The organism is Pseudomonas sp. JS3066 (genome assembly GCF_036328175.1).
Classification (GTDB): domain Bacteria; phylum Pseudomonadota; class Gammaproteobacteria; order Pseudomonadales; family Pseudomonadaceae; genus Metapseudomonas.
The window spans coordinates 5,413,234-5,438,963 of sequence record NZ_CP143312.1 but is presented as its reverse complement, the minus strand read 5'-3'; the positions used below and the strand labels follow the sequence as shown (position 1 = coordinate 5,438,963).

The 25,730-nt window shown below is 64.1% G+C and carries 23 protein-coding genes; 14 read left to right on the top strand and 9 right to left on the bottom strand.

Going from position 1 to position 25,730, the window contains the following annotated elements; translation table 11 throughout:
- Nucleotides 1-148 precede the first annotated feature (148 nt).
- A complete protein-coding gene (locus tag SA496_RS25525) occupies nucleotides 149-1,438 on the top strand; it encodes an MFS transporter (protein WP_153919131.1) in 1,290 nt (429 codons plus the stop codon).
- Nucleotides 1,439-1,648: 210 nt separating this feature from the next.
- Here the strand turns inward: SA496_RS25525 and SA496_RS25520 are convergent, their stop codons facing one another.
- Nucleotides 1,649-2,956 carry a PQQ-dependent sugar dehydrogenase gene (locus SA496_RS25520; protein ID WP_330114670.1) on the bottom strand — a complete coding sequence of 436 codons (1,308 nt, stop codon included), beginning with the start codon at nucleotides 2,954-2,956 and terminating at the stop codon, nucleotides 1,649-1,651.
- A gap of 158 nt (nucleotides 2,957-3,114) precedes the next feature.
- Between SA496_RS25520 and SA496_RS25515 the strand changes: the two genes are divergently transcribed.
- From SA496_RS25515 to SA496_RS25485, 7 genes are all read left to right on the top strand, one after another.
- Entirely contained in the window at nucleotides 3,115-4,086 is a 972-nt protein-coding gene (locus SA496_RS25515; RefSeq protein WP_120653907.1) for a phosphate ABC transporter substrate-binding protein PstS family protein, read from the top strand.
- Between the two features lie 517 nt (nucleotides 4,087-4,603).
- A complete protein-coding gene (locus SA496_RS25510) occupies nucleotides 4,604-6,589 on the top strand; it encodes an ABC transporter permease subunit (RefSeq protein WP_174235608.1) in 1,986 nt (661 codons plus the stop codon).
- A 119-nt stretch (nucleotides 6,590-6,708) separates the two neighbouring features.
- Nucleotides 6,709-8,379 (top strand): phosphate ABC transporter permease PstA, encoded by a 1,671-nt coding sequence (pstA, locus tag SA496_RS25505; RefSeq protein ID WP_120653909.1) that lies wholly within the window; start codon nucleotides 6,709-6,711, stop codon nucleotides 8,377-8,379.
- A 69-nt stretch (nucleotides 8,380-8,448) separates the two neighbouring features.
- Nucleotides 8,449-9,282: a phosphate ABC transporter ATP-binding protein PstB gene (pstB, locus tag SA496_RS25500; RefSeq protein ID WP_120653910.1), complete on the top strand. Its 834-nt coding sequence runs from the start codon at nucleotides 8,449-8,451 to the stop codon at nucleotides 9,280-9,282.
- Nucleotides 9,283-9,413: 131 nt separating this feature from the next.
- Nucleotides 9,414-10,166: a phosphate signaling complex protein PhoU gene (gene phoU, locus SA496_RS25495; protein ID WP_120653911.1), complete on the top strand. Its 753-nt coding sequence runs from the start codon at nucleotides 9,414-9,416 to the stop codon at nucleotides 10,164-10,166.
- A 229-nt stretch (nucleotides 10,167-10,395) separates the two neighbouring features.
- Nucleotides 10,396-11,307 carry a response regulator gene (locus SA496_RS25490; protein WP_120653912.1) on the top strand — a complete coding sequence of 304 codons (912 nt, stop codon included), beginning with the start codon at nucleotides 10,396-10,398 and terminating at the stop codon, nucleotides 11,305-11,307.
- Nucleotides 11,308-11,411: 104 nt separating this feature from the next.
- Complete coding sequence (locus SA496_RS25485) at nucleotides 11,412-12,308, top strand: peptidoglycan DD-metalloendopeptidase family protein (protein WP_330114669.1); 897 nt, start codon at nucleotides 11,412-11,414, stop codon at nucleotides 12,306-12,308.
- A 125-nt stretch (nucleotides 12,309-12,433) separates the two neighbouring features.
- On the opposite strand, the gene SA496_RS25480 is transcribed toward SA496_RS25485, so the two are convergent.
- From SA496_RS25480 to phoB, 3 genes are all read right to left on the bottom strand, one after another.
- Nucleotides 12,434-13,774 carry a hemolysin family protein gene (locus tag SA496_RS25480; protein WP_153919127.1) on the bottom strand — a complete coding sequence of 447 codons (1,341 nt, stop codon included), beginning with the start codon at nucleotides 13,772-13,774 and terminating at the stop codon, nucleotides 12,434-12,436.
- A 77-nt stretch (nucleotides 13,775-13,851) separates the two neighbouring features.
- Complete coding sequence (gene phoR, locus SA496_RS25475; protein WP_120653915.1) at nucleotides 13,852-15,156, bottom strand: phosphate regulon sensor histidine kinase PhoR; 1,305 nt, start codon at nucleotides 15,154-15,156, stop codon at nucleotides 13,852-13,854.
- A 28-nt stretch (nucleotides 15,157-15,184) separates the two neighbouring features.
- Nucleotides 15,185-15,874, bottom strand: coding sequence for a phosphate regulon transcriptional regulator PhoB (phoB, locus tag SA496_RS25470; protein ID WP_120653916.1), 690 nt, complete (start codon nucleotides 15,872-15,874; stop codon nucleotides 15,185-15,187).
- A 327-nt stretch (nucleotides 15,875-16,201) separates the two neighbouring features.
- On the opposite strand from phoB, the gene SA496_RS25465 reads away from it, so the two are divergent.
- Entirely contained in the window at nucleotides 16,202-16,588 is a 387-nt protein-coding gene (locus tag SA496_RS25465; RefSeq protein WP_120653917.1) for a COG4315 family predicted lipoprotein, read from the top strand.
- A gap of 122 nt (nucleotides 16,589-16,710) precedes the next feature.
- Here the strand turns inward: SA496_RS25465 and ubiA are convergent, their stop codons facing one another.
- Together ubiA and SA496_RS25455 are read right to left on the bottom strand one after the other, a co-directional pair.
- Nucleotides 16,711-17,601: a 4-hydroxybenzoate octaprenyltransferase gene (ubiA, locus tag SA496_RS25460; RefSeq protein WP_330114668.1), complete on the bottom strand. Its 891-nt coding sequence runs from the start codon at nucleotides 17,599-17,601 to the stop codon at nucleotides 16,711-16,713.
- 26 nt (nucleotides 17,602-17,627) lie between these two features.
- Nucleotides 17,628-18,182: a chorismate--pyruvate lyase family protein gene (locus tag SA496_RS25455; RefSeq protein WP_280359846.1), complete on the bottom strand. Its 555-nt coding sequence runs from the start codon at nucleotides 18,180-18,182 to the stop codon at nucleotides 17,628-17,630.
- A gap of 166 nt (nucleotides 18,183-18,348) precedes the next feature.
- Here SA496_RS25455 and SA496_RS25450 point away from each other — a divergent pair, with 166 nt between their 5' ends.
- From SA496_RS25450 to SA496_RS25430, 5 genes are all read left to right on the top strand, one after another.
- A complete protein-coding gene (locus tag SA496_RS25450; protein WP_077524852.1) occupies nucleotides 18,349-18,516 on the top strand; it encodes a rubredoxin in 168 nt (55 codons plus the stop codon).
- Nucleotides 18,517-18,669: 153 nt separating this feature from the next.
- Nucleotides 18,670-18,837: a rubredoxin gene (locus SA496_RS25445; protein WP_077524853.1), complete on the top strand. Its 168-nt coding sequence runs from the start codon at nucleotides 18,670-18,672 to the stop codon at nucleotides 18,835-18,837.
- A gap of 74 nt (nucleotides 18,838-18,911) precedes the next feature.
- The gene (locus SA496_RS25440) at nucleotides 18,912-20,060 is read left to right on the top strand and encodes an NAD(P)/FAD-dependent oxidoreductase (protein WP_120653920.1); all 1,149 of its coding nucleotides are present in this window, start codon (nucleotides 18,912-18,914) and stop codon (nucleotides 20,058-20,060) included.
- A 188-nt stretch (nucleotides 20,061-20,248) separates the two neighbouring features.
- Nucleotides 20,249-20,521, top strand: coding sequence for an HU family DNA-binding protein (locus SA496_RS25435; RefSeq protein WP_016495401.1), 273 nt, complete (start codon nucleotides 20,249-20,251; stop codon nucleotides 20,519-20,521).
- 137 nt (nucleotides 20,522-20,658) lie between these two features.
- A complete protein-coding gene (locus SA496_RS25430; RefSeq protein WP_120653921.1) occupies nucleotides 20,659-21,051 on the top strand; it encodes a helicase in 393 nt (130 codons plus the stop codon).
- Between the two features lie 111 nt (nucleotides 21,052-21,162).
- Here the strand turns inward: SA496_RS25430 and SA496_RS25425 are convergent, their stop codons facing one another.
- The 3 genes from SA496_RS25425 to SA496_RS25415 form a co-directional block, all read right to left on the bottom strand.
- Entirely contained in the window at nucleotides 21,163-22,569 is a 1,407-nt protein-coding gene (locus tag SA496_RS25425; RefSeq protein WP_120653922.1) for an HDOD domain-containing protein, read from the bottom strand.
- Nucleotides 22,570-22,660: 91 nt separating this feature from the next.
- Nucleotides 22,661-24,736, bottom strand: a complete 2,076-nt coding sequence (gene recG / locus SA496_RS25420) for an ATP-dependent DNA helicase RecG (RefSeq protein ID WP_153919119.1) — start codon at nucleotides 24,734-24,736, stop codon at nucleotides 22,661-22,663.
- Complete coding sequence (locus SA496_RS25415; protein WP_028626911.1) at nucleotides 24,733-25,671, bottom strand: hydrogen peroxide-inducible genes activator; 939 nt, start codon at nucleotides 25,669-25,671, stop codon at nucleotides 24,733-24,735. Before SA496_RS25415 ends, recG begins: the two co-directional genes overlap by 4 nt.
- Nucleotides 25,672-25,730: the final 59 nt, after the last annotated feature.

The following is a 25,730-nucleotide window of genomic DNA, read 5'->3' as shown; positions in this document are numbered from 1 at the left end:
CGGAATGGCGCCAGACGACCGCTGTCGCGGGTTAGAGGCGGTTTTGTGGCTGAGACTGTGTACATTTGACGCTTTTTGATATGTTGCCAGGCGATTTTCCGCCCAAGTAGCGGAGAGCGCCCGCACCCCCAGACGAGAATTCCACCCCATGTCTTCCGTGCTTGCCCCCGAGGCGCCCGCCTCGCGCCCGCTGACCCGCAGCGATTACAAGACCCTGTCGCTCTCCGCCCTCGGCGGCGCCCTCGAGTTCTACGATTTCATCATTTTCGTGTTCTTCGCTGCGGTGGTGGGCAAGCTGTTCTTCCCCGCTGAAATGCCGGAATGGCTGCGCCAGATGCAGACTTTCGGCATTTTCGCCGCCGGCTACCTGGCGCGCCCACTGGGCGGCATCGTCATGGCGCACTTCGGCGACCTTCTGGGCCGCAAGCGCATGTTCACCCTGAGCATCTTCCTGATGGCGATCCCGACCCTGGTGATGGGTCTGTTGCCCACCTATGAGCAGATCGGCATCTGGGCGCCCCTGGCGCTGCTGCTGATGCGCGTGGTGCAGGGGGCGGCCATCGGTGGCGAGGTGCCGGGCGCCTGGGTGTTCGTCGCTGAGCACGTGCCCGTGCGCCATGTGGGTTACGCCTGCGGCACCCTGACTTCGGGCCTAACCGCTGGCATCCTGCTGGGTTCGCTGATGGCTACCCTGATCAACAGCATCTACACCCCGGCCGAGGTACTGGACTGGGCGTGGCGCCTGCCTTTCCTGGTGGGTGGGGTATTCGGCCTGTTCGCCATGTACCTGCGCCGCTGGCTGCATGAAACCCCGGTCTTCGCAGAGATGCAGCAACGCAAGGCGCTGGCGGCGGAAGTACCGCTGAAGACCGTGCTGCGCGAGCACCGTGGGGCCGTGGTGCTGTCCATGCTGCTGACCTGGGTGCTGTCCGCTGCCATCGTGGTCGTGATCCTGATGACTCCGACCCTGCTGCAGACCGTTTACGGCTTCGAGGCAGCCACTGCGTTGAAGGCCAACAGCCTGGCCATCGTGTTGCTGTCCATCGGCTGTGTGCTGTCGGGTGCGATCGCCGACCGCATCGGCGCCGGGCGTACTTTCCTGGTGGGTGGCCTGATGCTGGCCATCAGCTCCTGGACCTTCTACACCAGCCTCACGGCTCATCCGGACTGGCTGTTCCCGCTCTACGCCATTACCGGGCTGTTCGTAGGCACCATCGGCGTCGTGCCCTACGTAATGGTCAAGGCTTTCCCGGCGGTGGTGCGCTTCTCCGGGCTGTCGTTCTCCTACAACCTGGCCTACGCCATCTTTGGCGGCCTGACGCCCATGGTGGTGTCGCTGCTGCTGAAGTGGGACAAGCTCGGCCCGGCCTATTACGTGGGAGCCCTGTGTGGCGTGGCGATGCTGATCGGGGTGTTCCTGATCGCGAAGAAGCGCTGAGAGCCTGTTCACGATTAGCGGCGCGTCGGTCCTGTTGCGTTAAAAGCAGGCTCGGACTGCTCATTTACAGCTGTAAACTGCGCGTCCTTGACTGCTTTTGCCTTGCATGGCGCTAGCTCGCAAGCTCGTGAAAAGGCTCTGAGTGCCAGATCAGCTCCATGGAGTGGGTAGAGCCCGCGAACCCCATCGAAATACAATGCCGGGAGTGGCTCATTTCTTCTTCGTCGCACTCACCCGCCAGACCTTGTTGCCCACGTCGTCTGTCACCAGCAGGGCGCCCTTGCTGTCGAGCTTGACGTCCACCGGGCGACCCTGGGCATTGCCTTTGTCGTCGAGGAAGCCGGTCAGTACGTCCACTGGCAGGCCATTGGGCTTGCCACCCTTGAACGGCACGAAGATCACCTTGTAGCCACTGTGGGGCTTGCGGTTCCAGGAGCCGTGCTGGCCGACGAACAGGCCGTTCTGGAAGCCCGGCAGCTTGCTGCCCTTGGCGAAGGTGATGCCGAGTGAGGCGGTGTGCGGGCCCAGGGCGTAGTCGGGAACCAGGGCCTTGGCCACCAGATCCGGGCGTTGCGGCTGGATGCGCTCGTCCACATGCTGGCCATAGTAGCTGTAGGGCCAGCCGTAGAAGCCGCCGTCCTTGACCGAGGTGATGTAGTCCGGCACCAGGTCGCTGCCCAGCTCATCGCGCTCGTTCACGGCCGTCCACAACTTGCCGGTTTGTGGTTCCCAGGCCATGCCGTTGGGGTTGCGCAGGCCAGTGGCGAAGAGGCGTTTGTTGCCGCTGGCACGGTCCAGTTCCCAGATGGCGGCGCGGCCTTCTTCGGCCTCCATGCCGTTCTCGCCAACGTTGCTGTTGGAGCCCACCGTTATGTAGAGCTTGCGGCCGTCACGGCTGGCGATGACGTTCTTGGTCCAGTGGTGGTTCAGGCCGGCGGGAAGGTCAGTGACCTTGGTACCCGTCTCGCTGATCTCGGTGGCGCCCTTTTCATAGGGGAAGCGCATCAGGGAATCGGCGTTGGCGACATAGAGGTCCTTGCCCACCAGCACCATGCCGAAGGGCGAGTTGAGGCCGCTGAGGAAGGTGCTGCGCAGGTCGGCCACACCGTCGCCGTTGATGTCGCGCAGCAGGGATATGCGGTTGGCGCTGGGTACCTGGGAGCCCGCTTTCTTCATGAACCAGCTTGCTGCCCGGCTCTTGAGGCTTGGCGCCTTGTCCGTGCCGGGTGCCGCGCTCTCGGCCACCAGTACGTCACCATTGGGCAATACGTAGAGCCAGCGCGGATGCTGCAAGCCTTCAGCGAAGGCATTGACCTGGGTGCCCTTGGTGGCCACGGGCAGGGTCCCGGCGGGCCAGCCCACGGCGGTCGCAACATTGACGGTGGGGATGAACGTCCTGTTCGGCGCAGGCAGCTGCGGGTTGGGACCGGTGCCGTCCTCGACCGTCAATGCGGCCATTTCACTGCAGGCGGTGCAGAGGGCCAGAACGGCGATAGGCAGCAGGGGATGGGGCTTCATGTGGGGGTCTCCGGACGATTCACGGGGCGTGATTTTCCGTTGGACAGCGGATGGTGGCCTTTCATCCAATTGTCACAATCAATTCATAGAGTGGTCATACGGCCTCTCGATACTGGCCCCCGTTGCATTCACCCCCTCGTCCTGCTTAGGAGCAAGGCATGAAACTGAAGCGTTTGATGGCGGCCCTGACCTTCGTCGCCGCCGGCGTCGCTACCGCCAGCGCGGTCGCCGCTGTCGATCCGGCTATCCCGGCCTACCAGAAAACCACTGGTGTCTCCGGCAACCTCTCCAGCGTTGGTTCCGACACCCTGGCCAACCTGATGACCCTGTGGGCCGAGGCGTACAAGCGCGAGTACCCGAACGTGAACATCCAGATCCAGGCCGCCGGTTCCTCCACCGCGCCGCCGGCTCTGACCGAAGGCACCGCCAACCTGGGCCCGATGAGCCGCAAGATGAAAGACGTCGAGCTGCAGGCTTTCGAGCAGAAGTACGGCTACAAGCCGACGGCTGTTCCGGTTGCCGTCGACGCCCTGGCGATCTTCGTGCACAAGGACAACCCGATCAAAGGCCTGACCATGCAGCAGGTCGATGCGATCTTCTCCGCCAACCGCCTGTGCGGTGGCACCACCAACATCAAGACCTGGGGTGACCTGGGCGTGACCGGCGACCTGGCTTCCAAGCCGATCCAGCTGTTCGGCCGTAACTCGGTATCCGGCACCTACGGCTACTTCAAGGAAGAAGCCCTGTGCAAAGGCGACTTCAAACCGAACGTGAACGAACAACCGGGTTCCGCTTCGGTGGTTCAGTCCATCAGCCAATCCGTCAACGGCATCGGTTACTCGGGTATCGGCTACAAGACTTCCAGCGTGAAGACTGTTGCCCTGGCCAAGAAAGAAGGTGGCGAGTTCGTTGAAGACAACGAGCAGAACGCCCTGAACGGCAGCTACCCGCTGTCCCGCTTCCTGTACGTCTACGTGAACAAGGCGCCGAACAAGCCGCTGGCTCCGCTGGAAGCCGAGTTCGTGAAGATGGTTCTGTCCAAGCAAGGTCAGGAAGTCGTGGTCAAGGACGGTTACATCCCTGTCCCGGCCAAGGTTGCCGAGAAAGCACTGAAAGATCTGGGTCTGTAATCCAGACCGGATAAGGGAGCGGCCGCCTCATGCGTGCCGCTCCGCAAGGACGCAAGGGCGACGGGAGACCCCCGTCGCAGAAGCCCGCCCGAGGATTCCTCCGGGTGGGCTTCGCCACGTCAACTCGCTGTAATCTTTCTGTCACACGAAGCCCGTAGTCTGTGCCCCCATCGTAAAAGCCTGCGCGCGCTGACTGTGGCAAGAGCCCGAATCCATGACTGACCTGGCCAACTCCCTGAATACTCCGAAGAACCCGCCCGCCCGCATCGACTTCAATACGCCTGCGCTGGTGCGCAAGCGCAAGATGCGTGCGCTGAAGGATCGCCTGACCCACTGGTACGTGCTGGTCGGTGGCCTTGCCGTACTGGGCGCCATTACCCTGATCTTCTTCTACCTGGCCTATGTGGTGCTGCCGCTGTTCAAGGGCGCGGAACTGACCGCGCGCAAGGAACAGAGCCCCGCCTGGTTGCAGCAGGATGCTGGCAAGCCCCTGTTGCTGGCCCTGGAAGAGCAGAACATGGTCGGCATGCGCGTTGCCGACAAGGGCGAGGTGCAGTTCTTCTCGGTCAAGGACGGCAGCGCGCTCAAGCGCCAGCAATTGCCGCTGCCGACGGGAGCCAGCGTGGTATCCATCGGCCAGGACCAGCCCGGTAGCCCGCTGGTGGTGCTGGGCCTGTCCAACGGCCAGGCGCTGATCTTCAAGCACAGCTACAAGATCACCTACCCGGACAACCAGAAGACCATCGAGCCCCTTGTCAGCTTCCCCTACGGCGAAGCACCCATGGTGCTGGATGCCCAGGGCCGCGCGATCGAACACGTCGCCCTCAGCATCAATGACGAGACGCTGATCCTGGCCGGCTCCACCGGCAACCAGTTGCACGTGCAGCAGGTAGTCAGCGAAGAGAACATGCTGACCGGTGAGACCACCCAGGAGCAGAGCAGTGTCGAGCTGCCGCAGATGGTCGAACCGATCAAGGCGATCTACATCGATCCGCGCCACCAGTGGCTCTATGTGCTCAACGGGCGTGCCCAGGCCGACGTCTTCAGCCTGCGCGAGCATGCCCTGAACGGCCGCTACAAGCTGCTGGAAGACGGCGAGCGCGAGGTCACCGCCAGCAACATGCTGTTGGGCGGCATCTCTTTGATGGTGGGTGATTCCAAGGGCGGCATCGCCCAGTGGTTCATGGCCCGCGATCCGGACGGTTCCTCGCGCCTGAAGCACATCCGTGACTTCCAGCTGGGGACCAGCCCGGTGGTGCAGATCACCGCTGAAGAGCGCCGCAAGGGCTTCGTCGCGCTGGATGCCACCGGCCACCTCGGTGTGTTCCACAGCACCGCCCACCGCACCCTGCTGGTGGAACCGGTTGCCGATAGCACCGGCATGCTGGCCCTGTCGCCACGCGCCAACCGCATCGTGGTTGAAGAAGGTGGCAAGCTGCTGCCGTTCCGCCTCAGCAACCCGCACCCGGAAGTCTCCTGGAGCGCGCTGTGGGGCAAGGTCTGGTACGAGAGCTATGACGAGCCGAAGTACGTCTGGCAGTCGACCGCGGCCAACACCGATTTCGAACCCAAGCTGAGCCTCGCACCGCTGACCTGGGGCACCCTCAAGGCGGCCTTCTACGCCATGCTGCTGGCCGCTCCGCTGGCCATCGCCGCTGCGATCTACACCGCCTACTTCATGGCCCCGGCAATGCGCCGCAAGGTCAAGCCGGTGATCGAGCTGATGGAAGCGCTGCCCACCGTGATCCTGGGCTTCTTCGCCGGCCTGTTCCTGGCACCCTACGTGGAAGGCCACCTGCCCGGCATCTTCAGCCTGCTGCTGCTGACACCCTTTGGCATCCTGCTGGCCGGCTTCATCTGGAGCCGCCTGCCGGAGTCCATCCGCCTGCGAGTGCCGGACGGCTGGGAAGCGGCCATCCTGATCCCGGTGGTCGGCCTCACCGCCTGGTTTGCCCTGGGCATGAGCCCGCTGCTGGAAAACTGGTTCTTCGGTGGCGACATGCGCCTGTGGATCAGCAATGACCTGGGCATTACCTACGACCAGCGCAACGCCCTGATCGTCGGCCTGGCCATGGGCTTCGCGGTGATCCCGAACATCTTCTCCATCGCCGAAGACGCCGTGTTCAGCGTACCCAGGAGCCTGACCTACGGCTCCCTGGCCCTGGGCGCTACGCCGTGGCAGACCATGACCCGCGTTGTACTGCTGACCGCCAGCCCCGGCATCTTCTCCGCCCTGATGATCGGCCTCGGCCGCGCCGTGGGCGAGACCATGATCGTGCTGATGGCCACCGGTAATACCCCGGTAATGGAAGTGAACATCTTCGAAGGCATGCGCACCCTGGCCGCCAACGTGGCTGTGGAAATGCCGGAGTCGGAAGTGGGCGGCAGCCACTACCGGGTGCTGTTCCTCTCGGCGCTGGTGCTGCTGACGTTCACCTTCGTCATGAACACCCTGGCTGAGCTGATCCGCCAGCGACTGCGCAAGAAGTACGCGTCTCTTTAAAAGCGCGCCTCGTAGAGGCGCATCTGCTGACCCTCTCCCTTCAGGGAGAGGGGGTAAATGACACGAAGCCTCCGGCCCCTGGCGGGAGGAACTGAAAGACTCACGCGGTGGAGAAATCCGTGAAAAAGGTTTCCCTGAAAGACTGGTTCAAAAGTGGCGCACCGGGCGTCTGGATAAGTGGTGGCGCGGTTTCCATCGCGGTCATCATGACCATCGGCCTGCTTTCGGTGATCGCCGTGCGTGGCCTCGCCCACTTCTGGCCGGCCGATCTGGTGGAGGCGCAGTACTCCGTGCCCGGCCAGGCAGCCAAGCCGGTGATCGGCGAAGCGGTACAGATCGAGGAAGTATCCCGTGTGCGCCTGCAAGGCGCCGGCCTGCCCGTGCCGGAAACCGGCCCGGAGTTCATGACCCGCGAGCTGCTCAAGGTGGGCAACCGTGACGTCTATGGCAGCGACTTCACCTGGGTCGTAGGTGACTGGCTGCTGGACCAGAAGTATCCGGCCGAGCTGGTGGCGCTGGAGCGCCGCGAGTGGGGCAATTTCTACGGCCGCCTCGTATCGGTGAAGGAAAACGGCCAGGTAGTGGCCGAAGGCGAGGCCGCCATGGCCGAGCTGTTGAAGCGCCTGGAGCGCGTGAATGCCCTCTACGACAAGCTCTACCAGCTGGAGAAGAAGGACATCGGCGCCATCAACCATGGCCTGGAGCGCCTGCGCCTGCAGACCCGCAAGCTGGAACTGAATGACGCCCTGACCCCTGAGGCCCAGGCCGACATCGCCAGCGAGCGCGCCGAGCTGGAGACGCGTTACAAGGGCCTGGAAGAGCAGCTGATGGGCCTGCACCAGGAATTCAACCGCGACAGCGTCGTGGTCCGTGAGTCCGGCGGCCAGGAACAGGAAATCAGCCTCGGCAAGGTGGTTCACGCCTACCAGCCCAACGCCATGGGCGTGGGTGCCAAGCTCGGCTTCTACTTCGCCAAGCTGTGGGAATTCCTTGCCGACGACCCGCGTGAAGCCAACACCGAAGGCGGTATCTTCCCGGCCATCTTCGGCACCGTGATGATGACCCTGATCATGGCCGTGATCGTTACGCCCTTTGGTGTGATCGCCGCCATCTACCTGCGCGAGTACGCCAAGCAGGGCCCGCTGACCCGCGTGATCCGCATTGCGGTGAACAACCTGGCGGGCGTTCCGGCCATCGTCTACGGCGTGTTCGGCCTGGGCTTCTTCGTCTATGTGCTGGGTGGCTCCCTCGACCGCCTGTTCTTCCCTGAATCCGCTCCGGCGCCGACCTTCGGTACGCCGGGGCTGCTCTGGGCGTCCCTGACGCTGGCGATCCTTGCCGTGCCGGTGGTGATCGTCGCCACCGAAGAAGGCCTGGCGCGTATCCCGCGTGCCGTGCGTGAGGGGTCCCTGGCCCTTGGAGCGACCAAGGCCGAAACCCTGTGGAAGGTGGTCCTGCCCATGGCCAGCCCGGCCATGATGACCGGCCTGATCCTCGCCGTGGCCCGTGCCGCGGGTGAAGTGGCGCCGCTGATGCTGGTGGGCGTGGTGAAACTGGCGCCCAGCCTGCCGGTGGACGGTAACTACCCGTACCTGCACCTGGACCAGAAGATCATGCACCTGGGCTTCCACATCTATGACGTCGGCTTCCAGAGCCCGAACGTCGAGGCCGCGCGGCCGCTGGTGTATGCCACCGCGCTGCTGCTGGTGCTGGTGATCGCCCTGCTGAACTTCTCGGCCGTCGCCATCCGTAACCACCTGCGCGAGAAATACAAGGCGCTGGACAGCTGATCGTCCGCCGCGAACCGCATTGCCTGAGGCTTACAGCTTGTAGCTCGAAGCTACGAACGGAGTGAACACATGCAACACGAAACCCACAGCCACGGCGTCAACATTTCCGCCCTTGGCCGCGACAAGCAGAACCTGCGCCTGGACAAGGAAACCGTTGCCCTCGAAGTGCCCGGCCTCTCCCTGTTCTATGGCGAGAAGCAGGCGCTGCACGACGTCAGCATGAATATCCCGAAACAGCGCGTGACCGCCTTCATCGGACCAAGCGGCTGCGGCAAGTCGACCCTGCTGCGTTGCTTCAACCGCATGAACGACCTGGTGGATGGCTGCCGCGTCGAGGGTGAGATCCGTCTCGACGGCACCAACATCTACCGCAAGGGCGAGGATGTTGCCGAACTGCGCCGCCGCGTGGGCATGGTGTTCCAGAAGCCGAACCCCTTCCCCAAGAGCATCTACGAGAACGTGGTTTACGGCCTGCGCATCCAGGGCATCAACAAGAAGCGCGTGCTGGACGAAGCCGTGGAGTGGGCGCTGAAGGGCGCGGCCCTGTGGGACGAGGTGAAGGACCGCCTGCACGAATCCGCGCTCGGTCTGTCCGGTGGCCAGCAGCAGCGTCTGGTGATCGCCCGCACCATCGCCGTGGAGCCCGAGGTACTGTTGCTCGACGAACCCTGCTCGGCGCTGGACCCGATCTCCACCCTGAAGGTGGAAGAGCTGATCTACGAGCTCAAGAACAAGTACACCATTGTCATCGTGACCCACAACATGCAGCAGGCGGCGCGGGTTTCCGACTACACCGCGTTCATGTACATGGGCAAGCTGATCGAGTTCGGCGATACCGACACCCTGTTCACCAACCCGGACAAGAAGCAGACCGAAGACTACATCACCGGCCGTTACGGTTAACCCCGGATCGTCCCCTCTCCCGCTGGGAGAGGGTTAGGGTGAGGGCGGCCTCGAGCCATGTCGGACTTCCCTCACCCCCGGCCCCTCTCCCAGGGGAGAGGGGGGACAGACGCCTTCCCTAGGACATCAAAATGATCGACAAAGACAGCCTTACCCATCACATCTCCCAGCAGTTCAACGCCGAACTGGAGGAAGTGCGCAGCCACCTCCTGGCGATGGGCGGCCTGGTCGAGAAGCAAGTCAACGACGCGGTTACCGCACTGATCGACGCCGATTCCGGCCTTGCCCAGCAAGTCCGCGAGATCGATGACCAGATCAACCAGATGGAACGCAACATCGACGAAGAGTGCGTGCGCATCCTCGCCCGTCGCCAGCCGGCGGCCTCCGACCTGCGCCTGATCATCAGCATCTCCAAGTCGGTGATCGACCTCGAGCGTATCGGCGACGAAGCCTCGAAGATCGCCCGTCGCGCTATTCAGCTCTGTGAAGAAGGTGTGGCTCCGCGCGGTTACGTCGAGGTGCGCCACATCGGCGACCAGGTGCGCAAGATGGTCCAGGAAGCCCTGGACGCCTTTGCTCGCTTCGACGCCGACCTGGCCCTGTCGGTGGCCCAGTACGACAAGAACATCGACCGCGAATACAAGACCGCCCTGCGTGAGCTGGTCACCTACATGATGGAAGACCCGCGCGCCATCAGCCGCGTGCTCAACGTCATCTGGGTCCTGCGTTCCCTGGAGCGTATCGGCGACCACGCACGCAACATTTCCGAATTGGTGATCTACCTGGTGCGCGGCACCGACGTTCGTCACCTGGGCCTGGCGCGCATGGCCGAGGAAGTGAAGGGCAATGGCGCTGGTGTTGGCGAGGGTTCTCCCAAGAGCTGATCCTGCCGCCTGTACCAGGAACGCCCGGCTTCGTGCCGGGCGTTCTGCTTCTGGGGTGTAGGGTGCGCTGTGCGCACCAAAGTTTCCGCTGCGCATAGCGCACCCTACTCAGAGCCGCGGCCCGCCCGCACCAGGGTGGATGTGACCAGTTGGTCGTGCTGCAAAAACAGGCTTGGCAATTGGCTATCAGCCAAGGCTATTCTTAGCTCCGTTTTCCAAGGAGTAGTCGATGGGCAAGGTCAATGTGCTGGTGGTGGACGATGCTTCCTTTATTCGCGATCTGGTGAAGAAGGGACTGCGCGACAACTTTCCTGGCATCCAGATCGAGGAAGCGATCAATGGGCGCAAGGCCCAGCAGATGCTCGCCCGCACCACGATCGACCTGATCCTCTGCGACTGGGAAATGCCCGAGATGTCGGGCCTTGAGTTGCTTACCTGGTGCCGTGAGCAGGACCATATGAAGACCACGCCCTTCATCATGGTTACCAGCCGTGGCGACAAGGAAAACGTCATCCAGGCCATCCAGGCCGGCGTTACCGATTACATCGGCAAACCTTTCTCCAACGATCAGTTGGTCACCAAGGTGAAGAAGGCCCTGAGCCGCAGCGGCAAGCTCGAGGCGCTGATGTCCAGCGCGCCGGTCAAGCTGCCCAATGCAGGTGGATTCGCCAACGACTCCCTGGCCGCCCTCACCGGTGGCAAGGCCGAGGTGGTCCGCCCGGCTGCTGCGCCGACAGCGGCAGCACCCGTGGCCAAGCCTGCCGCACCGGCTCCATCGGCCAAGACCGCGGCCCAGGCGCCTGGCGGACGCGGACAGGCCCAGCTGCGCCTGCCAGGTGGCATGCAGGCATGTGTGATCAAGGCCTTGAGCCTGAAGGACGCGCAGCTCGTCGTTCGTGCCGGCGACCCGCTGCCGCAGGTGCTGGAGAGCGCTGTGCTCGACCTGGAGCAGGGTGAAGGTGGCGAAGTGGCGCGGCTCAACGGCTACCTGCATTCGGTCGCGGCGCTGGAACCCAAGCCCGACAGCGAATGGCTGCTGCTGACCTTCCGCTTCGTCGATCGTGATCCGCAGAAGCTCGATTACCTGTCCCGACTGATCGCTCGCGGCACTGCCCAGAAGCATTTCGTCCCCGGCGCCTGACCGTCCAGCCAACCCCGTCACAGCCCGACGGGCAACGTCTCGCCCGGCGAGATTCGCGCTGCTAGTCTTCGGCAACACGGAGCACAGAAGAACAACGGGCCGACATGCTGGGGCGATTCCTATCTCTAGTGCTGCTGCTTGGCGCGAGCCTGCCGGCGGCGGCAGTGACCATATACAAGTACACCGACGCCAACGGTGTGGTGACCTACACCGACAAGGCCGTGTCCGGTGCCCAGGTGTTCGTCTTCCGCGACCGCATGGTGGAGCGCCTGGACCTGTCGGTGAAGCTGGAAACCAAGAAGCACGACGCAGGCGAAACCCTGGTGCTGCGCAACGAGCTGTTCGCACCGGTGGAAGTGGAGCTGCGCATCGACCAGGCGCACAACGTCTCCGGTGCCCCGGACCAGCCGATCCGCTGGGTGCTGGCGCCGCGCAGCAGCATGCCCATGGCCACCCTGGCCCCGGCCGACCCGAGCCGGCCCATGCGCTACAAACCCAAGCTGCGCTACGCCATGGGCGACCCGCGCCTGCAGCCGGTGGTGTATCGCTATCCGCTGCCCTGGCAGGGCGGCCCCTTCCGCTTGACCCAAGGCGCCAACGGCCGCTACAGCCACTTCACGCCCAAGGGGCGCTATGCCCTGGATATCGCCATGCCCGAAGGCACGCCCATCGTCGCGGCGCGGCCGGGTGTGGTGGTAAAGATCGAGAACGACCAGAGCGGTCGGGGCAACAACCCGTCCGGCAACTTCGTGCGCATCCTGCATGACGACGGCACCATGGGCGTCTACCTGCACCTGATGCGTGGCTCGGTGCAGGTGCGCGAGGGCCAGCAGGTGTCCATCGGCGAGCGCATTGCCCGCTCCGGCAACACCGGCAACAGCACCGGTCCGCACCTGCACTTCGTCATCCAGCGCAACCTGGGCCTGGCGCTGGAATCCATTCCGTTCGATTTCGCCCAGCCGGTGGATACGCTGCCGAACTTCGCGGTGGGCGGGGAGTAGCGTCTTTACTCCCCTCTCCCTCCGGGAGAGGGTGTAGGAGCAAGCTTGCTCGCGAACAGCCCGGGCGGGATCTTTTCGCGAGCAAGCTCGCGCCTACCGCTCTGCCCAACCTACGCATGCGGTGCTCAGTCGAGCTTGAGCACCTTGGCGAGGACGATCTTCGGGCCCTTCATCTTCTTCACGATGATGCGCAGGCCGTCCGTTTCCAGCACTTCTTCCTCTTCCGGCACGCGGTTCAGGCTCTCGTAGATCAGGCCGGCCAGGGTGTCGGCTTCCACGTGGTCGAGGTCAATGCCGAGCAGTCGTTCCACCTTGAACAGCGGGGTGTCACCGCGCACCAGCAGCTTGCCCGGCTGGTAGGCCAGCACGCCGCGTTCGGTCTTGCGGTGTTCGTCCTGGATATCGCCCACCAGCACTTCCAGCACGTCTTCCATGGTCAGGAAGCCCACCACCTTGCCGTCGGCCTCCTCGACCAGGGCGAAGTGCGCACCGCCCTGGCGGAACTGTTCCAGCAGGCGCGACAGCGGCATGTGCTTGGTGACGCGCTCCAGCGGGTGGGTGAGTTCGGCGAGGTCGAAGCTTTCCGGCAGGCTGTCCAGCGCGGACAGCGCCAGCAGCAGGTCCTTGATGTGCAGGACGCCGACGAACTCGCCTTTCTGATCGTCGTGCACCGGATAGCGGCTGTACTTGTGGCGGCGGATCACGCTGAGAATGTCCGCCAGGGGAGCGTCGTGCTCCAGGAAAATCAGGTCTTCGCGGGAGTTCGCCCAATCCACCACTTCCAGTTCACCCAGCTCCACGGCTGATGCCAGCACGCGCATGTCCTGGTCGCTGGGGTCGCGGGCGCGACTGGAGTGAAGGATCAGTTTCAGTTCGTCGCGGCTGTAGTGGTGTTCGTGGTGCGGGCCGGGCTCGCCCTGGCCGGCGATGCGCAGGATGGCGTTGGCGCTGGCATTGAGCAGCCAGATGGCCGGGTACATCAGCCAGTAGAAGACGTACAGCGGAACGGCGGTCCACAGCGACAGCAGCTCCGGCTTGCGGATGGCCCAGGACTTGGGCGCGAGCTCGCCGACTACGATGTGCAGGTAGGAAATGATGAAGAAGGCGGTGAAGAAGGCGATGCCATGGATCAGTTTCGGCGAATCGATGCCGACGTACTCCAGCACCGGTTGCAGCAGGTGGGCGAAGGCCGGCTCACCGACCCAGCCAAGGCCCAGCGAGGCCAGGGTGATGCCCAGCTGGCAGGCCGACAGGTAGGCGTCCAACTGGTTGTGTACGGTGCGCAGGATGCGGCCACGCCAGCCGTGCTTGTCGGCGATGGCTTCGACGCGGGTGGAGCGCAGCTTGACCATGGCGAACTCGGCGGCAACGAAGAAGCCGTTGAGCAGCACGAGGAAGAGGGCGAAGAGAATCAGGCCGAAATCGGCGAAATAACTGAGAAAGCTGGTACTAGGGGAAGGGTCCATGGAGGGCTTTTGCTGACGAATGACCGGCTAAGGGTGAATGCTGGACCCCGAGTTTGCAAGTCGGGGAGCCGGGGCATTCAGTTCCGCCGGACCACCTGGGCGCTGGGGAAATGGCAGGTGAAGGTACTGCCGTGATTGAGTACCGAACTGATGTCGAGGCGACCACGATGGCGAATCAGCACGTGCTTGACGATGGCCAGCCCCAGGCCGGTGCCCCCGGTGCTGCTGTTGCGGCTGGAGTCGACGCGGTAGAAACGCTCGGTCAGGCGTGGCAGGTGCTTGGTTTCGATGCCGATGCCGCTGTCCTGCACGGAAAGGTGCGCACCGGATTCGTCGCCCCACCAGCGGACACGGATCTCGCCTTCGTCAGGTGTGTACTTCACCGCGTTGAACACCAGGTTGGAGAAGGCGCTGCGCAGTTCCGCCTCGCTGCCGCGGAGCTTGTAGTTGTGGTCGGCTTCCAGGCTGATGCGGTGGTGGCGGTTGCCGGACAGGGCGACGGCGTCGGCCTTGATCTGCAGCAGCATCAGGTCCACCGCCACCGGCTGGTTGTCCGATGGGTAGTCGGTGGCTTCCAGCTTGGCCAGCAGCAGCAGGTCGTTGAGCAGGTTCTGCATGCGTTGGCCCTGCTGGCTCATCTGCTGCAGCGCGCGGGTCCAGCGTGGATTCACGTCTTCGACGTTGTCCAGCAGGGTTTCCAGGTAGCCGGCGATCACCGTCAGCGGTGTGCGCAGCTCGTGGGAGACGTTGGCAACGAAGTCCTTGCGCATCTGTTCGAGCTGGTAGAGGCGGGTGACGTCGCGCACCAGCATCAGGTGCTCGCTGTTGCCGTACTTGGTGATGTGGAATTGCAGGCGCAGACGGTCGTTGACCGGCGAGGGCAGGTCCAGGGGTTCGTTGTACTTGCCCTGTTCGAAGTATTCCTTGAAGCGCGGGTGGCGGATCAGGTTGGTCGCCGGCTGGCCGCTGTCCTGGGGCGTCTTCAGGCCCAGCAGGGTCTCCGCGGCGCGGTTCCACCAGTCGAGGTTGCCATCGCTGTCGAGCATCACCACCGCGTCTTTCAGTGCGGCGGTGGACTCCTGCACGCGGTCGATCACCGCTTGCAGCCGACCCCGGACGCGCTGGTCGCGGCGCTGGAGGTGGTAGATGCTGTCGAACACCTCGCCCCAGAGACCGTAGCCGTCCGGCGGCGGCTCATCGGGCCGATGCTCCTTGAGCCACTTGTACAGGCGCAGGAGTTGCGCCAGGGTCCAGCCGAGGTAGGCGCCGAGGCCAACCACCAGTGCCCAGGCATAGTGGCCGGTGACCAGGCCCACCAGCAGGCAGGCACCGATCAGCAGGAGCAGGCGGCGGATGACTACGCCGCGCCAGTCTTGATTCACCTATCGCGTCCTTGTGGAGGGGGCGGGGTCAGCTTTTCGTGGAGAAACGATAGCCGGTGCCGCGAACGGTCTGAACCAGATTTTCGTATACCTCGCCGAGGGCCTTGCGCAGGCGCCGGATGTGCACGTCGACAGTGCGCTCCTCGACGTAGACGTTACCGCCCCATACCTGATCCAGCAGCTGGCCACGAGTGTAGGCGCGCTCCTGGTGGGTCATGAAGAACTGCAGCAGTCGGTATTCGGTGGGGCCCATCTCGGCAGGCTTGCCGTCGATGGTCACACGGTGGCTGATCGGGTCCAGCAGAAGGCCGCCGATGGCGATCGGTGCCTCGCTGTCGCTGGGGCCTGCGCGGCGCAGCACGGCCTTGAGGCGCGCCACCAGCTCACGCGGGGAGAAGGGCTTGGTGATGTAGTCGTCAGCGCCTACTTCCAGACCCTGGATCTTGTTGTCCTCTTCACCCTTGGCCGTGAGCATGATGATCGGGATGTCGCAGGTGAGGTCATCGCGCTTCAGGCGGCGGGCCAGCTCGATGCCGGAAGTGCCGGGAAGCATCCAGTCGAGGAGGATCAGATCGGGTTTGCGGTCGACGATGACGGCGTGCGCCTGCTGGGTGTTTTCGGCTTCCAGGCAGTCGTAGCCGGCCATCTCCAGGGCGACGGCGATCATCTCGCGGATCGGCGCTTCGTCGTCGACTATCAGGATGTTCTTGCCAACCATGTTCAAGCCTCAAGAAAGGTCGCGTGTTTGACTGATTGCGCCGCATTAGATAACGGAATTATTGCAGGGATGTGACACGTGAATGTTAGGTCCTTGAACGAGTGGCGCGAACCCGGCAGCTCCTCCATTTGACATGGAACTCGGCCGAACGGGCCTCGTCTATTCTCAATGAGGCCGCCGCGAACCTGGGGCGGCCTGGAGCCTGGCACAGGACCCCATCGCCCTGATGGGGGTTCGTGGCTCCTTCTGTCCTGTGCTGCTGTGACCTCAAGCCGTGATCCAGCTGCCGCCAGGCTGTCGCTGTTCATTCCGAGGAGAGGCTAGAAAATGAGAAGAATTTCCCCCCGATTCGTCCCGCTGTTTGCCGGCGTATTGCTGAGCTGGCCCTTGTTGGGCCTGGCGGCCGAGCCGGCGATGGAGAAGGACGGCATGCTGGTGGATGCCAAGGGTATGACGCTTTACACCTACGACAAGGACTCCGACGGCAAGTCCGCCTGCAACGGTCAATGCGCGCAGAACTGGCCGCCACTGATGGCCGATGCCAGCGCCAAGGCAGAGGGTGAGTGGAGCGTCGTCAAGCGCGACGATGGCTCCATGCAGTGGGCGTATGACGGAAAGCCGTTGTACACCTTCGTCATGGACAAGAAGGCCGGTGATGTCACAGGCGACGGCAAGATGGGGGTTTGGCACGTCGCCAAGCCCGAAGCCTACTAGCCGGCTGGAAAGCTACCTGCGCTGTCGATACTGCGTAGAAAAAGGCCGAGGATCGCGTCCTCGGCCTTTTTGTGTTTGGGCTGCCTCGCCCGCACTTGTCGTCTGGCTCGCGCGATGACGCCTCAGCGCAGCGCGTAGTCGGCGACGATGCCGGCAAAGATGGCCAGGCCTGCCCAGTGGTTGTGCAGGAAGGCCTTGAAGCAGGCCTGCGGGTCCTTGGTGCGGGTGCTGTAGAACTCCCAGGCGAAGCACGCGGCCGCAGCCGCCAGGCCCAGGTAGAAGCAAACCCCCAGCTCGAAGCGATTCCCCGCCAGCACCAGGCAGAACAACGCCAGGCCCTGCAGTGTGGCGATGATCAGGCGATCGGCGTCGCCGAAGAGGATCGCGGTGGATTTGACCCCGATTTTCAGGTCGTCCTCGCGGTCGGTCATCGCGTAGTAGGTGTCGTAGGCCACGGTCCACAGCAGGTTGGCGATGTACAGCAGCCAGGCCGCCGCCGGCAGCTCACCGGTTTCTGCCGTGAACGCCATGGGCATGCCCCAGGAGAAGGCCGCGCCCAGCACTACCTGCGGGTAGTAGGTGTAGCGCTTCATGAAGGGGTAGCAGGCGGCCAATGCAAGGCCGCCAAAGGACAGCCAGATGGTGGCGGCGTTGGTGAACAGCACCAGTACGAAGCTGATGGCCACCAGGATAAAGAAGAACACCAGCGCCTCGCGCGGGCTGACCCGGCCACTGGCCAGGGGGCGCGCCCGGGTGCGGGTGACGTGACCGTCGAAATTGCGGTCGGCGTAGTCGTTGATCACGCAGCCAGCGGCGCGCATCAGGTTCACGCCGAGGACGAAGATCAGCAGATTGGCCAGGCTGGGGCTGCCTTCACCTGCAATCCACAGGGCCCAGAGGGTGGGCCAGAGCAGCAGGTAAATGCCAATGGGCTTGTCCAGCCGGGTCAGCTGGATGAAATCTATGGCGCGCGGGTGCAGGCGGTTCAGCGATTGCAGCAGGGTCAGGTACATCAGCGCTCTCCCTTCGAAGCGCCGGATTATACGGCCTCGATGTCAGCCTGGCGCCACAGTGCGGGGAGGAAGATCTCCGCTACCAGTACCCCCAACTCACCCCGCGAGAAACACGAGCGACGGCCCCACAGGCGTTCGGCGCGCACGTCAGTCGGCAGCAGGGCGGCCGGATAGCGGGTGACTTCAATGGCGCCCCGGTCAAAGGCGCGGTCGCTGAACAACAGCTCGCCAAGGGAGCGGCTGCCGAGCTGGTGCAGATCCAGCCCGGAACCTTCCAGGGCGGCGCGGGCGGCGACGCTGCGGGCGAACACCCAGATCTCGCCGTGACCGCGCAGGTACACCTCGCGTACCCAGCCCTGGCTGCCGGCGGGAATTCCAAGGGCCGCGCACTCGTCGACCCGCAGGGTCTGCCAGCCTTCTTCCAGCGGTGTGACGCTGAAGGCGTTATCCGAAAGGACGGTCAGCCGCCGGGTCAGCGAGCCCTGGTCGAACAGCCAGTCACGGACGCCGGCTGCCGGAGCGGGATGGAGCTGGGTGGCGGTGAGCCAGCGAGGCGGATGGACGAGGGCTGCGTGGGGCACGGGCGGGGCTTGGGCGATGGAAGACGGCGCAGATTAGCACGGCCAGTGCCCGTCGGCTGCCTCTTGCCCGAGGGTGGGATAAACCAGTAAAAAGCGCCCCTGACGTGACCGGAAACGCCCGCCAGAGGCTACGGTTCGAGAACGCATGATTGTGGAGAGCAAAGTGATGAAGAAGTGGCAATGCGTGGTGTGTGGCCTGGTCTACGACGAGTCCCAGGGCTGGCCGGATGACGGCATCGCCGCTGGCACCCGTTGGGAAGATGTGCCGCAAGACTGGATCTGCCCCGATTGCGGCGTGGGCAAGCTGGATTTCGAGATGATCGAAATCAACTGATCCCGTTCCCGCCTCGACCAAGCCGGCCCATGCCGGCTTTTTCGTGTCCACAGGATCAGCCTATCCTCTGTCTGGACTGGTCCGGTGGCGCTTGGCGGTCGCCGGTCGATTGGAGTAGGTTCAGTAAGGCTTTCCGCGCCGGCGGAGGTGGTCATGCGCAAGTGGCAATGCGTTGTCTGCGGTTTCATTTACGACGAAGCCGAGGGGCTGCCCGAAGAAGGCATCGCACCCGGCACGCGCTGGGAAGATATTCCGCCGGACTGGGTCTGCCCCGATTGCGGCGTCGGCAAGATCGATTTCGAGATGATCGAAATCGCCTGATCCGTCCGCCATCCAACCCCCATTCAAGCGACGGCCCGTGGGCCGTCGTGTCGTTTCGCGAGCAGGAGTGAGCAATGAGTGCACCCGTGGTGATAGTCGGCACCGGCCTGGCCGGTTACAACCTGGCCAAGGAGTTTCGCAAGCTGGACAGCGAAACCCCGTTGCTCCTGATCAGCGCTGACGATGGCCGCTCCTATTCCAAGCCCATGCTTTCCACCGGCTTCGGCAAGAACAAGGATGCCGATGGCCTGGCCATGGCCGAGGCCGGCGCCATGGCTGAGCAGCTCAAGGCGGAAATTCGCACGCACACACGTATCACCGGAATCGACCCTGGTCACCAGCGCCTGTGGATAGGCGAGGAAGCGGTGCCCTATCGCGACCTCGTGCTCGCTTGGGGCGCGGACACTATCCGCGTGCCGGTGGAAGGCGATGCCCAGGATGCGATCTTCCCGATCAACGACCTGGAAGATTACGCGCGCTTCCGCACCGCTGCGGCTGGCAAGCGCCGGGTGCTGATCCTCGGTGCCGGCCTGATCGGTTGTGAGTTCGCCAACGATCTCAGCCTGGGTGGCCTGGAAGTCGCGCTGGTCGCGCCTTGTGAACAGGTGATGCCGGGCCTTCTGCATCCGGCCGCCGCGGCTGCGGTCCAGGCCGGGCTGGAAGGTCTCGGGGCGCGTTTCCACCTGGGCCCGGTGCTGGCTCGCCTGGACCGTGGCGAGAACGGCCTGGATGCCTTGCTCTCCGATGGCACCCGCATTGCCTGTGACCTGGTGGTATCTGCCGTAGGCTTGCGTCCGCGCACCGAGTTGGCCGCGGCAGCTGGTCTTGCGGTGAACCGCGGTGTCGCGGTTGATCGTCAGTTGCGTACGTCCCACGCGAATATCTACGCCTTGGGTGATTGCGCCGAAGTCGATGGCCTCAACCTGCTCTATGTGATGCCGCTGATGGCCTGTGCCCGTGCGCTGGCGCAGACCCTGGCGGGCAATGCCACCGCGGTTGCGTACGGCGCAATGCCGGTGACGGTGAAGACCCCGGTGTGCCCGCTGGTGGTGTCGCCGCCGCCCCGTGGCACGGATGGCAGCTGGACGGTCGAAGGCTCCGGGGCGGACATCAAGGCGCTTTGCCGTGATGCTGCTGGTAGCCTGCTCGGATATGCCCTCACGGGGGCTGCGGTGCAGGAGAAACTGGCCCTGAACCGGGAGCTGCCGCCGCTTCTGGCATAAATGTCAGCCCTTCTGTCGGATTAATCGTTCTGTTCTTTCGGAATTCCCGCGGAGGACACTGGCGGAGTGCCAATCGGCGTGCCATCCTCCCCGTGGTCTGCCGCAGCGCAGAGCCGTTGCGGCGCCTTGGGCGCTGTTCTGGACGAACAGCACGGACACAAAAACAACAAACCGTCAATGAGGCATCTATGCGTAAACCGGAACTCGCCGCCGCCATCGCCGAAAAGGCCGATCTCACCAAGGATCAGGCCAATCGCGTACTCAATGCGGTGCTCGAAGAAATCACCAACGCGCTGAACCGCAAGGACAGCGTAACGCTGGTGGGCTTCGGCACCTTCCTGCAACGTCATCGTGGTGCCCGCACCGGCAAGAACCCGCAGACGGGTCAGCCGGTCAAGATCAAGGCCAGCAATACTGTCGCCTTCAAACCGGGCAAATCGCTGAAAGAAGCGGTGAACTAAGCTTCTTCTGCCCGGAACCGGGGAGGTTCCGGGCAGTTCACTCAAGCCCCTCGCAATACCCTCCTTTGGCTGGCTGTAGTCCTGCCGGCAAACCGCTACAATGCGCCGCTTTCTCAATCCTTCGAGGCCGTGCGCGCATGAAATTCCGCTTTCTTCTCTGGATGCTGGGCCGTTTGATGGCCAAGGCCAGCCGTGATAACGCCGAGTTCCAGCAGCAGCTGGCGGGCAAGGACCTGGTGTTCCAACTGCATACTCTGGACGGCAAGATCGCCCGTCATTTCATCGTTCGCGAGCAGCGCGTAATCAGCAAGCGCGGCGTCGCCAGCGCACCCGCGTTCGCCATTGGCTTCAAGGACGGTGCCTACGGCTTTGCCACGATGAGTGCGAAGAACAAGCAGTTGGCTTTCATGCAGGGCATCCAGAACAAGGACATCCAGATCCAGGGCAATCCAGCATTGGTGATCTGGTTCCAGGGGTTGACCAAGCACCTGGTGCCGAAGAAGAAGGCCGTCGAGAAAAAAGCCGCCTGACATTGTTTTCCCTGTAGCGAATTCATTCGCGATTGAAATCACTCCCACAGCGTGCGGAAAGGACATGAAAAAAGGGGCGCCATTGGCGCCCCTTTTTTCATGTCCGCAGGATCAGTGCGGCGCGTTGAACTGGGAAGCCAGTTCGCGTAGAGCGGCTTCCGCCTGCAGCACCTTGTTGACTGCGTCATCCGCCTTCTCGCGGGTGATACCCAGCGCTTCGAACAGGTCGTTCGGGATCTCTACTTCCGGGCCGGAGCCGATGCCGCGGTTGCGCAGCAGGCTGACCGCCAGGCACACCAGGTTGGGGTAGGCGGCATTGTCGTTCTGATAGTCAGGGTCGTGCTGGAAGCGCAGGGCGGTGTAGAGCTCTTCCGGCATGTCCCAGAAACGCATCAGCCAGCTGCCGATCTGCTCGCGGGTGATACCCAGCAGGTGCTGCTCGATGTAGCTGTGGGAGAGGTGCGGGTTGACTTCAAGGTGACGGCAGATCAGCGAGAAGTGCGGCGGGAAGACGTGGGCCAGTACCAGGTAGCCGAAGTTGTGCAGCAGCCCGGCAAGGTAGGTCAGGCCGGTCTCGGGGCGCTGCGCGCGAGGCATGGCGCGGGTCAGGCCCTCGATCACCGCGGCGGTATAGATCGCCTGTTGCCAGTACGGGGTCGCGTGCTGCGGCTGGTCCTTGGGCAGGCTCAGGGACTTGCCGAGGGCGAGGCCGAGGGCCAGGTTGATCACCAGGTCGAAGCCCAGCACGCGCACGATGGCGTCTTCCACCGAGCGGATCTTGCCAGGGGCAGCGTAGTAGGGCGAGGCGGCCCAGCTCACCACCTGCGCGGCCAGGGCCGGGTCGGTTTCCACCACGCCGGTGATGTCTTCCACCGTGGCATTGGGATCGACTCGCAGCTTGATGATCTTCTGCGCGGATTCCGCCAGCGGCGGGATCTCGATGGTTTCTTCCAGGCGCTGCTGGATACGGCGTGCAGTGAAGGCCTGCACGGCCTGGGTGATCTCGGCGCGGTCGTCGGCCGGACGATCAAGGTTCGGGCGGATGCTCGCCAGGGGCTCGCCGAAGCGCGCGGCGCTGGCTTTGCTCAGCAGGCCACGATAGTCCTCGCTGGCCAGCTCAAGCAGTACCCCGGGCTGCCCGGATTCCACCAGCAGGCGCGGTTCCTGCAACAGGCGCTCGTCGTACAGGCAGGGCGAGCTGGTCAGTGGCGGCAGCCCGGGCAGTGCGCCCAACTGGTGCTTGCCGAGCATGCGCTCGAGGCGCTCGGGCTTGACTGCCACCAGCTTGCGGCCGGTGAGTTCGGCGAGACGATTGAGGTCGAGCAGCTGGCTGCGCGGGAACAGCACCAGGAGAGCGCCTACGGCGTCTTCCAGCAACACCGACTGGACCCGCTGCGCAGCGGGCAGACCCGGATGCTCCAGTCGAACCTGGAACGCAAGCCCGAGTTTCTCGAGCAGCTGCACTATCACTTCGGGCGGTTGTGGCGAGGAATCCGGGGCGAGGGCGACTTCAGTCATGGCAGCATCCAGCTTTGATTTTTCTGCCCCGGAGTATAACGAGCAGGTTAGAAGAGGTCGGGGCGAGGCGACGATTGAGCTGTGAACTGCATCACACTTGGCCGTACTGTTGGCCGTGACGCAACCAGCGCTCCAATAGTGGACTGACATGCTGAGGCCAATGGGCCAGCAGGGCCTGGGCCGCGTCGCGTACGGCGGGCAACAGATCGGCATCACGCATGAGGTCGGCCACCTTGAACTGCAGCAGGCCGGTCTGGCGGGTGCCGAGCATTTCGCCGGGGCCGCGCAACTCCAGGTCCTTCTCTGCAATGACGAAGCCGTCGCAGGTCTCACGCATGATCGCCAGGCGTTCACGGCCGAGCTGTGACAGTGGCGCGTGATAGAGCAGCACGCAGTGGCTGGCGGCACTGCCCCGACCAACGCGGCCGCGCAGCTGGTGCAATTGGGCAAGGCCAAGCCGCTCGGGGTTCTCGATGATCATCAGGCTGGCGTTGGGCACATCCACGCCCACCTCGATCACGGTGGTGGCCACCAGCAGTTGCAGGGCGCCGGCCTTGAATTCGGCCATCACCGCGGCCTTCTCAGCGGGCTTCATGCGTCCGTGGATCAGGCCTACGCGAAGTTCGCCAAGGGCCGAGGAAAGCTCTTCGAAAGTCGTCTCCGCTGCCTGGCAGGTCAGCTCTTCGGATTCTTCGATCAGGGTGCAGACCCAATAGGCCTGGCGCCCTTCGTGGCACGCCGCACGGACCCGCTCGATCACTTCGATACGGCGACTATCGGCCACCAGCACGGTGTTCACCGGGGTACGGCCGGGAGGCAGTTCGTCGAGGATGGAGGTGTCCAGGTCGGCGTAGGCGCTCATCGCCAGCGTTCGCGGGATCGGCGTGGCGGTCATGATCAGCTGGTGCGGGCAGAGGCGCCCGTCCACGCCTTTCTGGCGCAGGGCCAGGCGCTGCTGGACGCCGAAGCGGTGCTGCTCGTCGATGATCACCAGGGCCAGGCGCTTGAACTTCACCTCATCCTGGAACAGTGCGTGGGTGCCGACCACCATCGGTGTACCGCCAGCGATTTGCTCGAGCGCGGCGGCGCGGGCCTTGCCCTTGAGCTTGCCGGCCAGCCAGGCGACTTCGATGCCGAGCGGTTGCAGCCACTTGGTGAAGTTGACGTAGTGCTGTTCGGCGAGGATTTCCGTGGGCGCCATCAGTGCCACCTGATAGCCGGCCTCCAGGGCCTGCAATGCGGCCAGGGCGGCGACCACCGTCTTGCCGGCGCCGACGTCGCCCTGCACGAGGCGCAGCATGGGTTCTTGCTGGGCCAGGTCGTAGGCGATCTCGGCGCCAACGCGCTGCTGGGCGCCGGTGGGCTGGAAGCCGAGGTTGGAAAGGTATTGCGCGGGCAGTTTGCGCGCCGGCGGCAATGGCGGCGCGTGCTGGGCACGCAGGCTCTCGCGAAGGCGTTGCAGGGACAGCTGATGGGTCAGCAGTTCCTCGAAGGCCAGGCGTTGCTGCGCCCAGTGCTGGCCCTCGGCGAGTTCTTCCAGGTCGGCGTCCGGCGGCGGGCGGTGCAGGTAACGGATGGCCTCGTCCAGCGAGCCCAGGTGGTAATCGCGCGCCAGTTCCTTGGGCAGCCAGTCCGGCAGGCTGTGTGGGCCGAGGCGGGCCAGGGCGAGCTGGCTGAGGCTGCGCAGGCGCTGTTGGGTCAGGCCTTCGGTAGTCGGGTAGATCGGAGTCAGGGTCTGCTCCACCGGCGGCGCCTCGTCGCCGCTAAGGGCGCGGTACTCCGGGTGGTAGATCTCCAGTCCTGTGGCGCCGGGGCGGACTTCGCCATAGCAGCGCAACTGGGTGCCGCGCTTGAGACCTTCCTTCTGCGCCTGGCTGAAGTGGAAGAAGCGCAAGGAGAGGGTGCCGCTGCCATCTTGCAGGCGTACCAGCAGGCTGCGGCGGCGGCCCATGACGACGTCCGCACCGCCGACAATGCCTTCCACTACCGCATCCTGGCCCGGGCGCAGCTCGCCAATCGGGGTGATGCGGGTTCGGTCCTGGTAGCGGGTGGGCAGGTGGAAAAGGATGTCCTGCAGGTTTTCCAGGCCGACCTTGGCGAGTTTTTCCGCCAGGGCGGCACCTACGCCCTTGAGCGCGGTGACCGGGACTTGCGCCAGCTCGGTCATGCCGGCTGCGGTTCGCCCTGGGTTTTCGGGTGAGCCACGGAGCAAAGGCGGATCGAGTCCGCCAGCACTTCGATGGCGCGCGGGCGCGGGAAGCTGGCACGCCAGGCGATGGCCACCGTGCGGAAGGGCACGGGCGGTGTCAGCGGGCGGATCTCGATGACGCCGGGGGCATAGTGATGGCTGTCCACCGCCGAGAACGGCAGGATCGATACGCCGAGGCCGGAAGCAACCATGTGACGGATGGTCTCCAGGGAGCTGGATTCCACCGTGGTGTGCTTGGCGCTGTCTTCACCACCCTTGCGCAGGCTCGGGCAGGCTTCCAGCACCTGGTCGCGGAAGCAATGGCCTTCGCCCAGCAGCAACAGGCTCTTGTCGTTGAGCATCTCGCTGTCGATGGATTCGCGCTCGGTCCAGGGGTGCCCGAACGGCAGTAGCACGTAGAAGGGTTCATCGTAGAGCGGCTTGGTCAGCACATCGGCTTCGGCGAACGGCAGGGCGATGATGATCGCGTCGAGCTCACCAGTGCGCAGCTTGTCACGCAGGATGTGGGTGAAGTTCTCTTCGATGTACAGCGGCATCTGCGGGGCGACCCGGTGCAGCTGCGGAATCAGATGCGGAAAGAGGTAGGGGCCAACGGTGTAGATGGCGCCAACCTTGAGCGGCGCGGCGAGCTGGTTCTTGCCGGCCTGGGCCATCTCGCGGATGCCCTGCGCCTGCTCCAGCACCTTCTGTGCCTGGGTAACGATGCCCTCGCCGACCGGGGTCAGGCGCACTGCGCTCTTGCTGCGCTCGAAGATGAGCACGCCGAGCTCGTCCTCCAGTTTCTTCACCCCGACCGACAGGGTCGGCTGGCTCACATGGCAGCGCTCGGCGGCACGGCCGAAGTGCTGTTCCTGGGCGAGGGTGACGATGTAGCGCAGTTCGGTGAGGGTCATAGCATTTATCCATTGAGGTCCGGCAAGCATAGCGGCTGGAGTCAATGGAACCAAGCGCC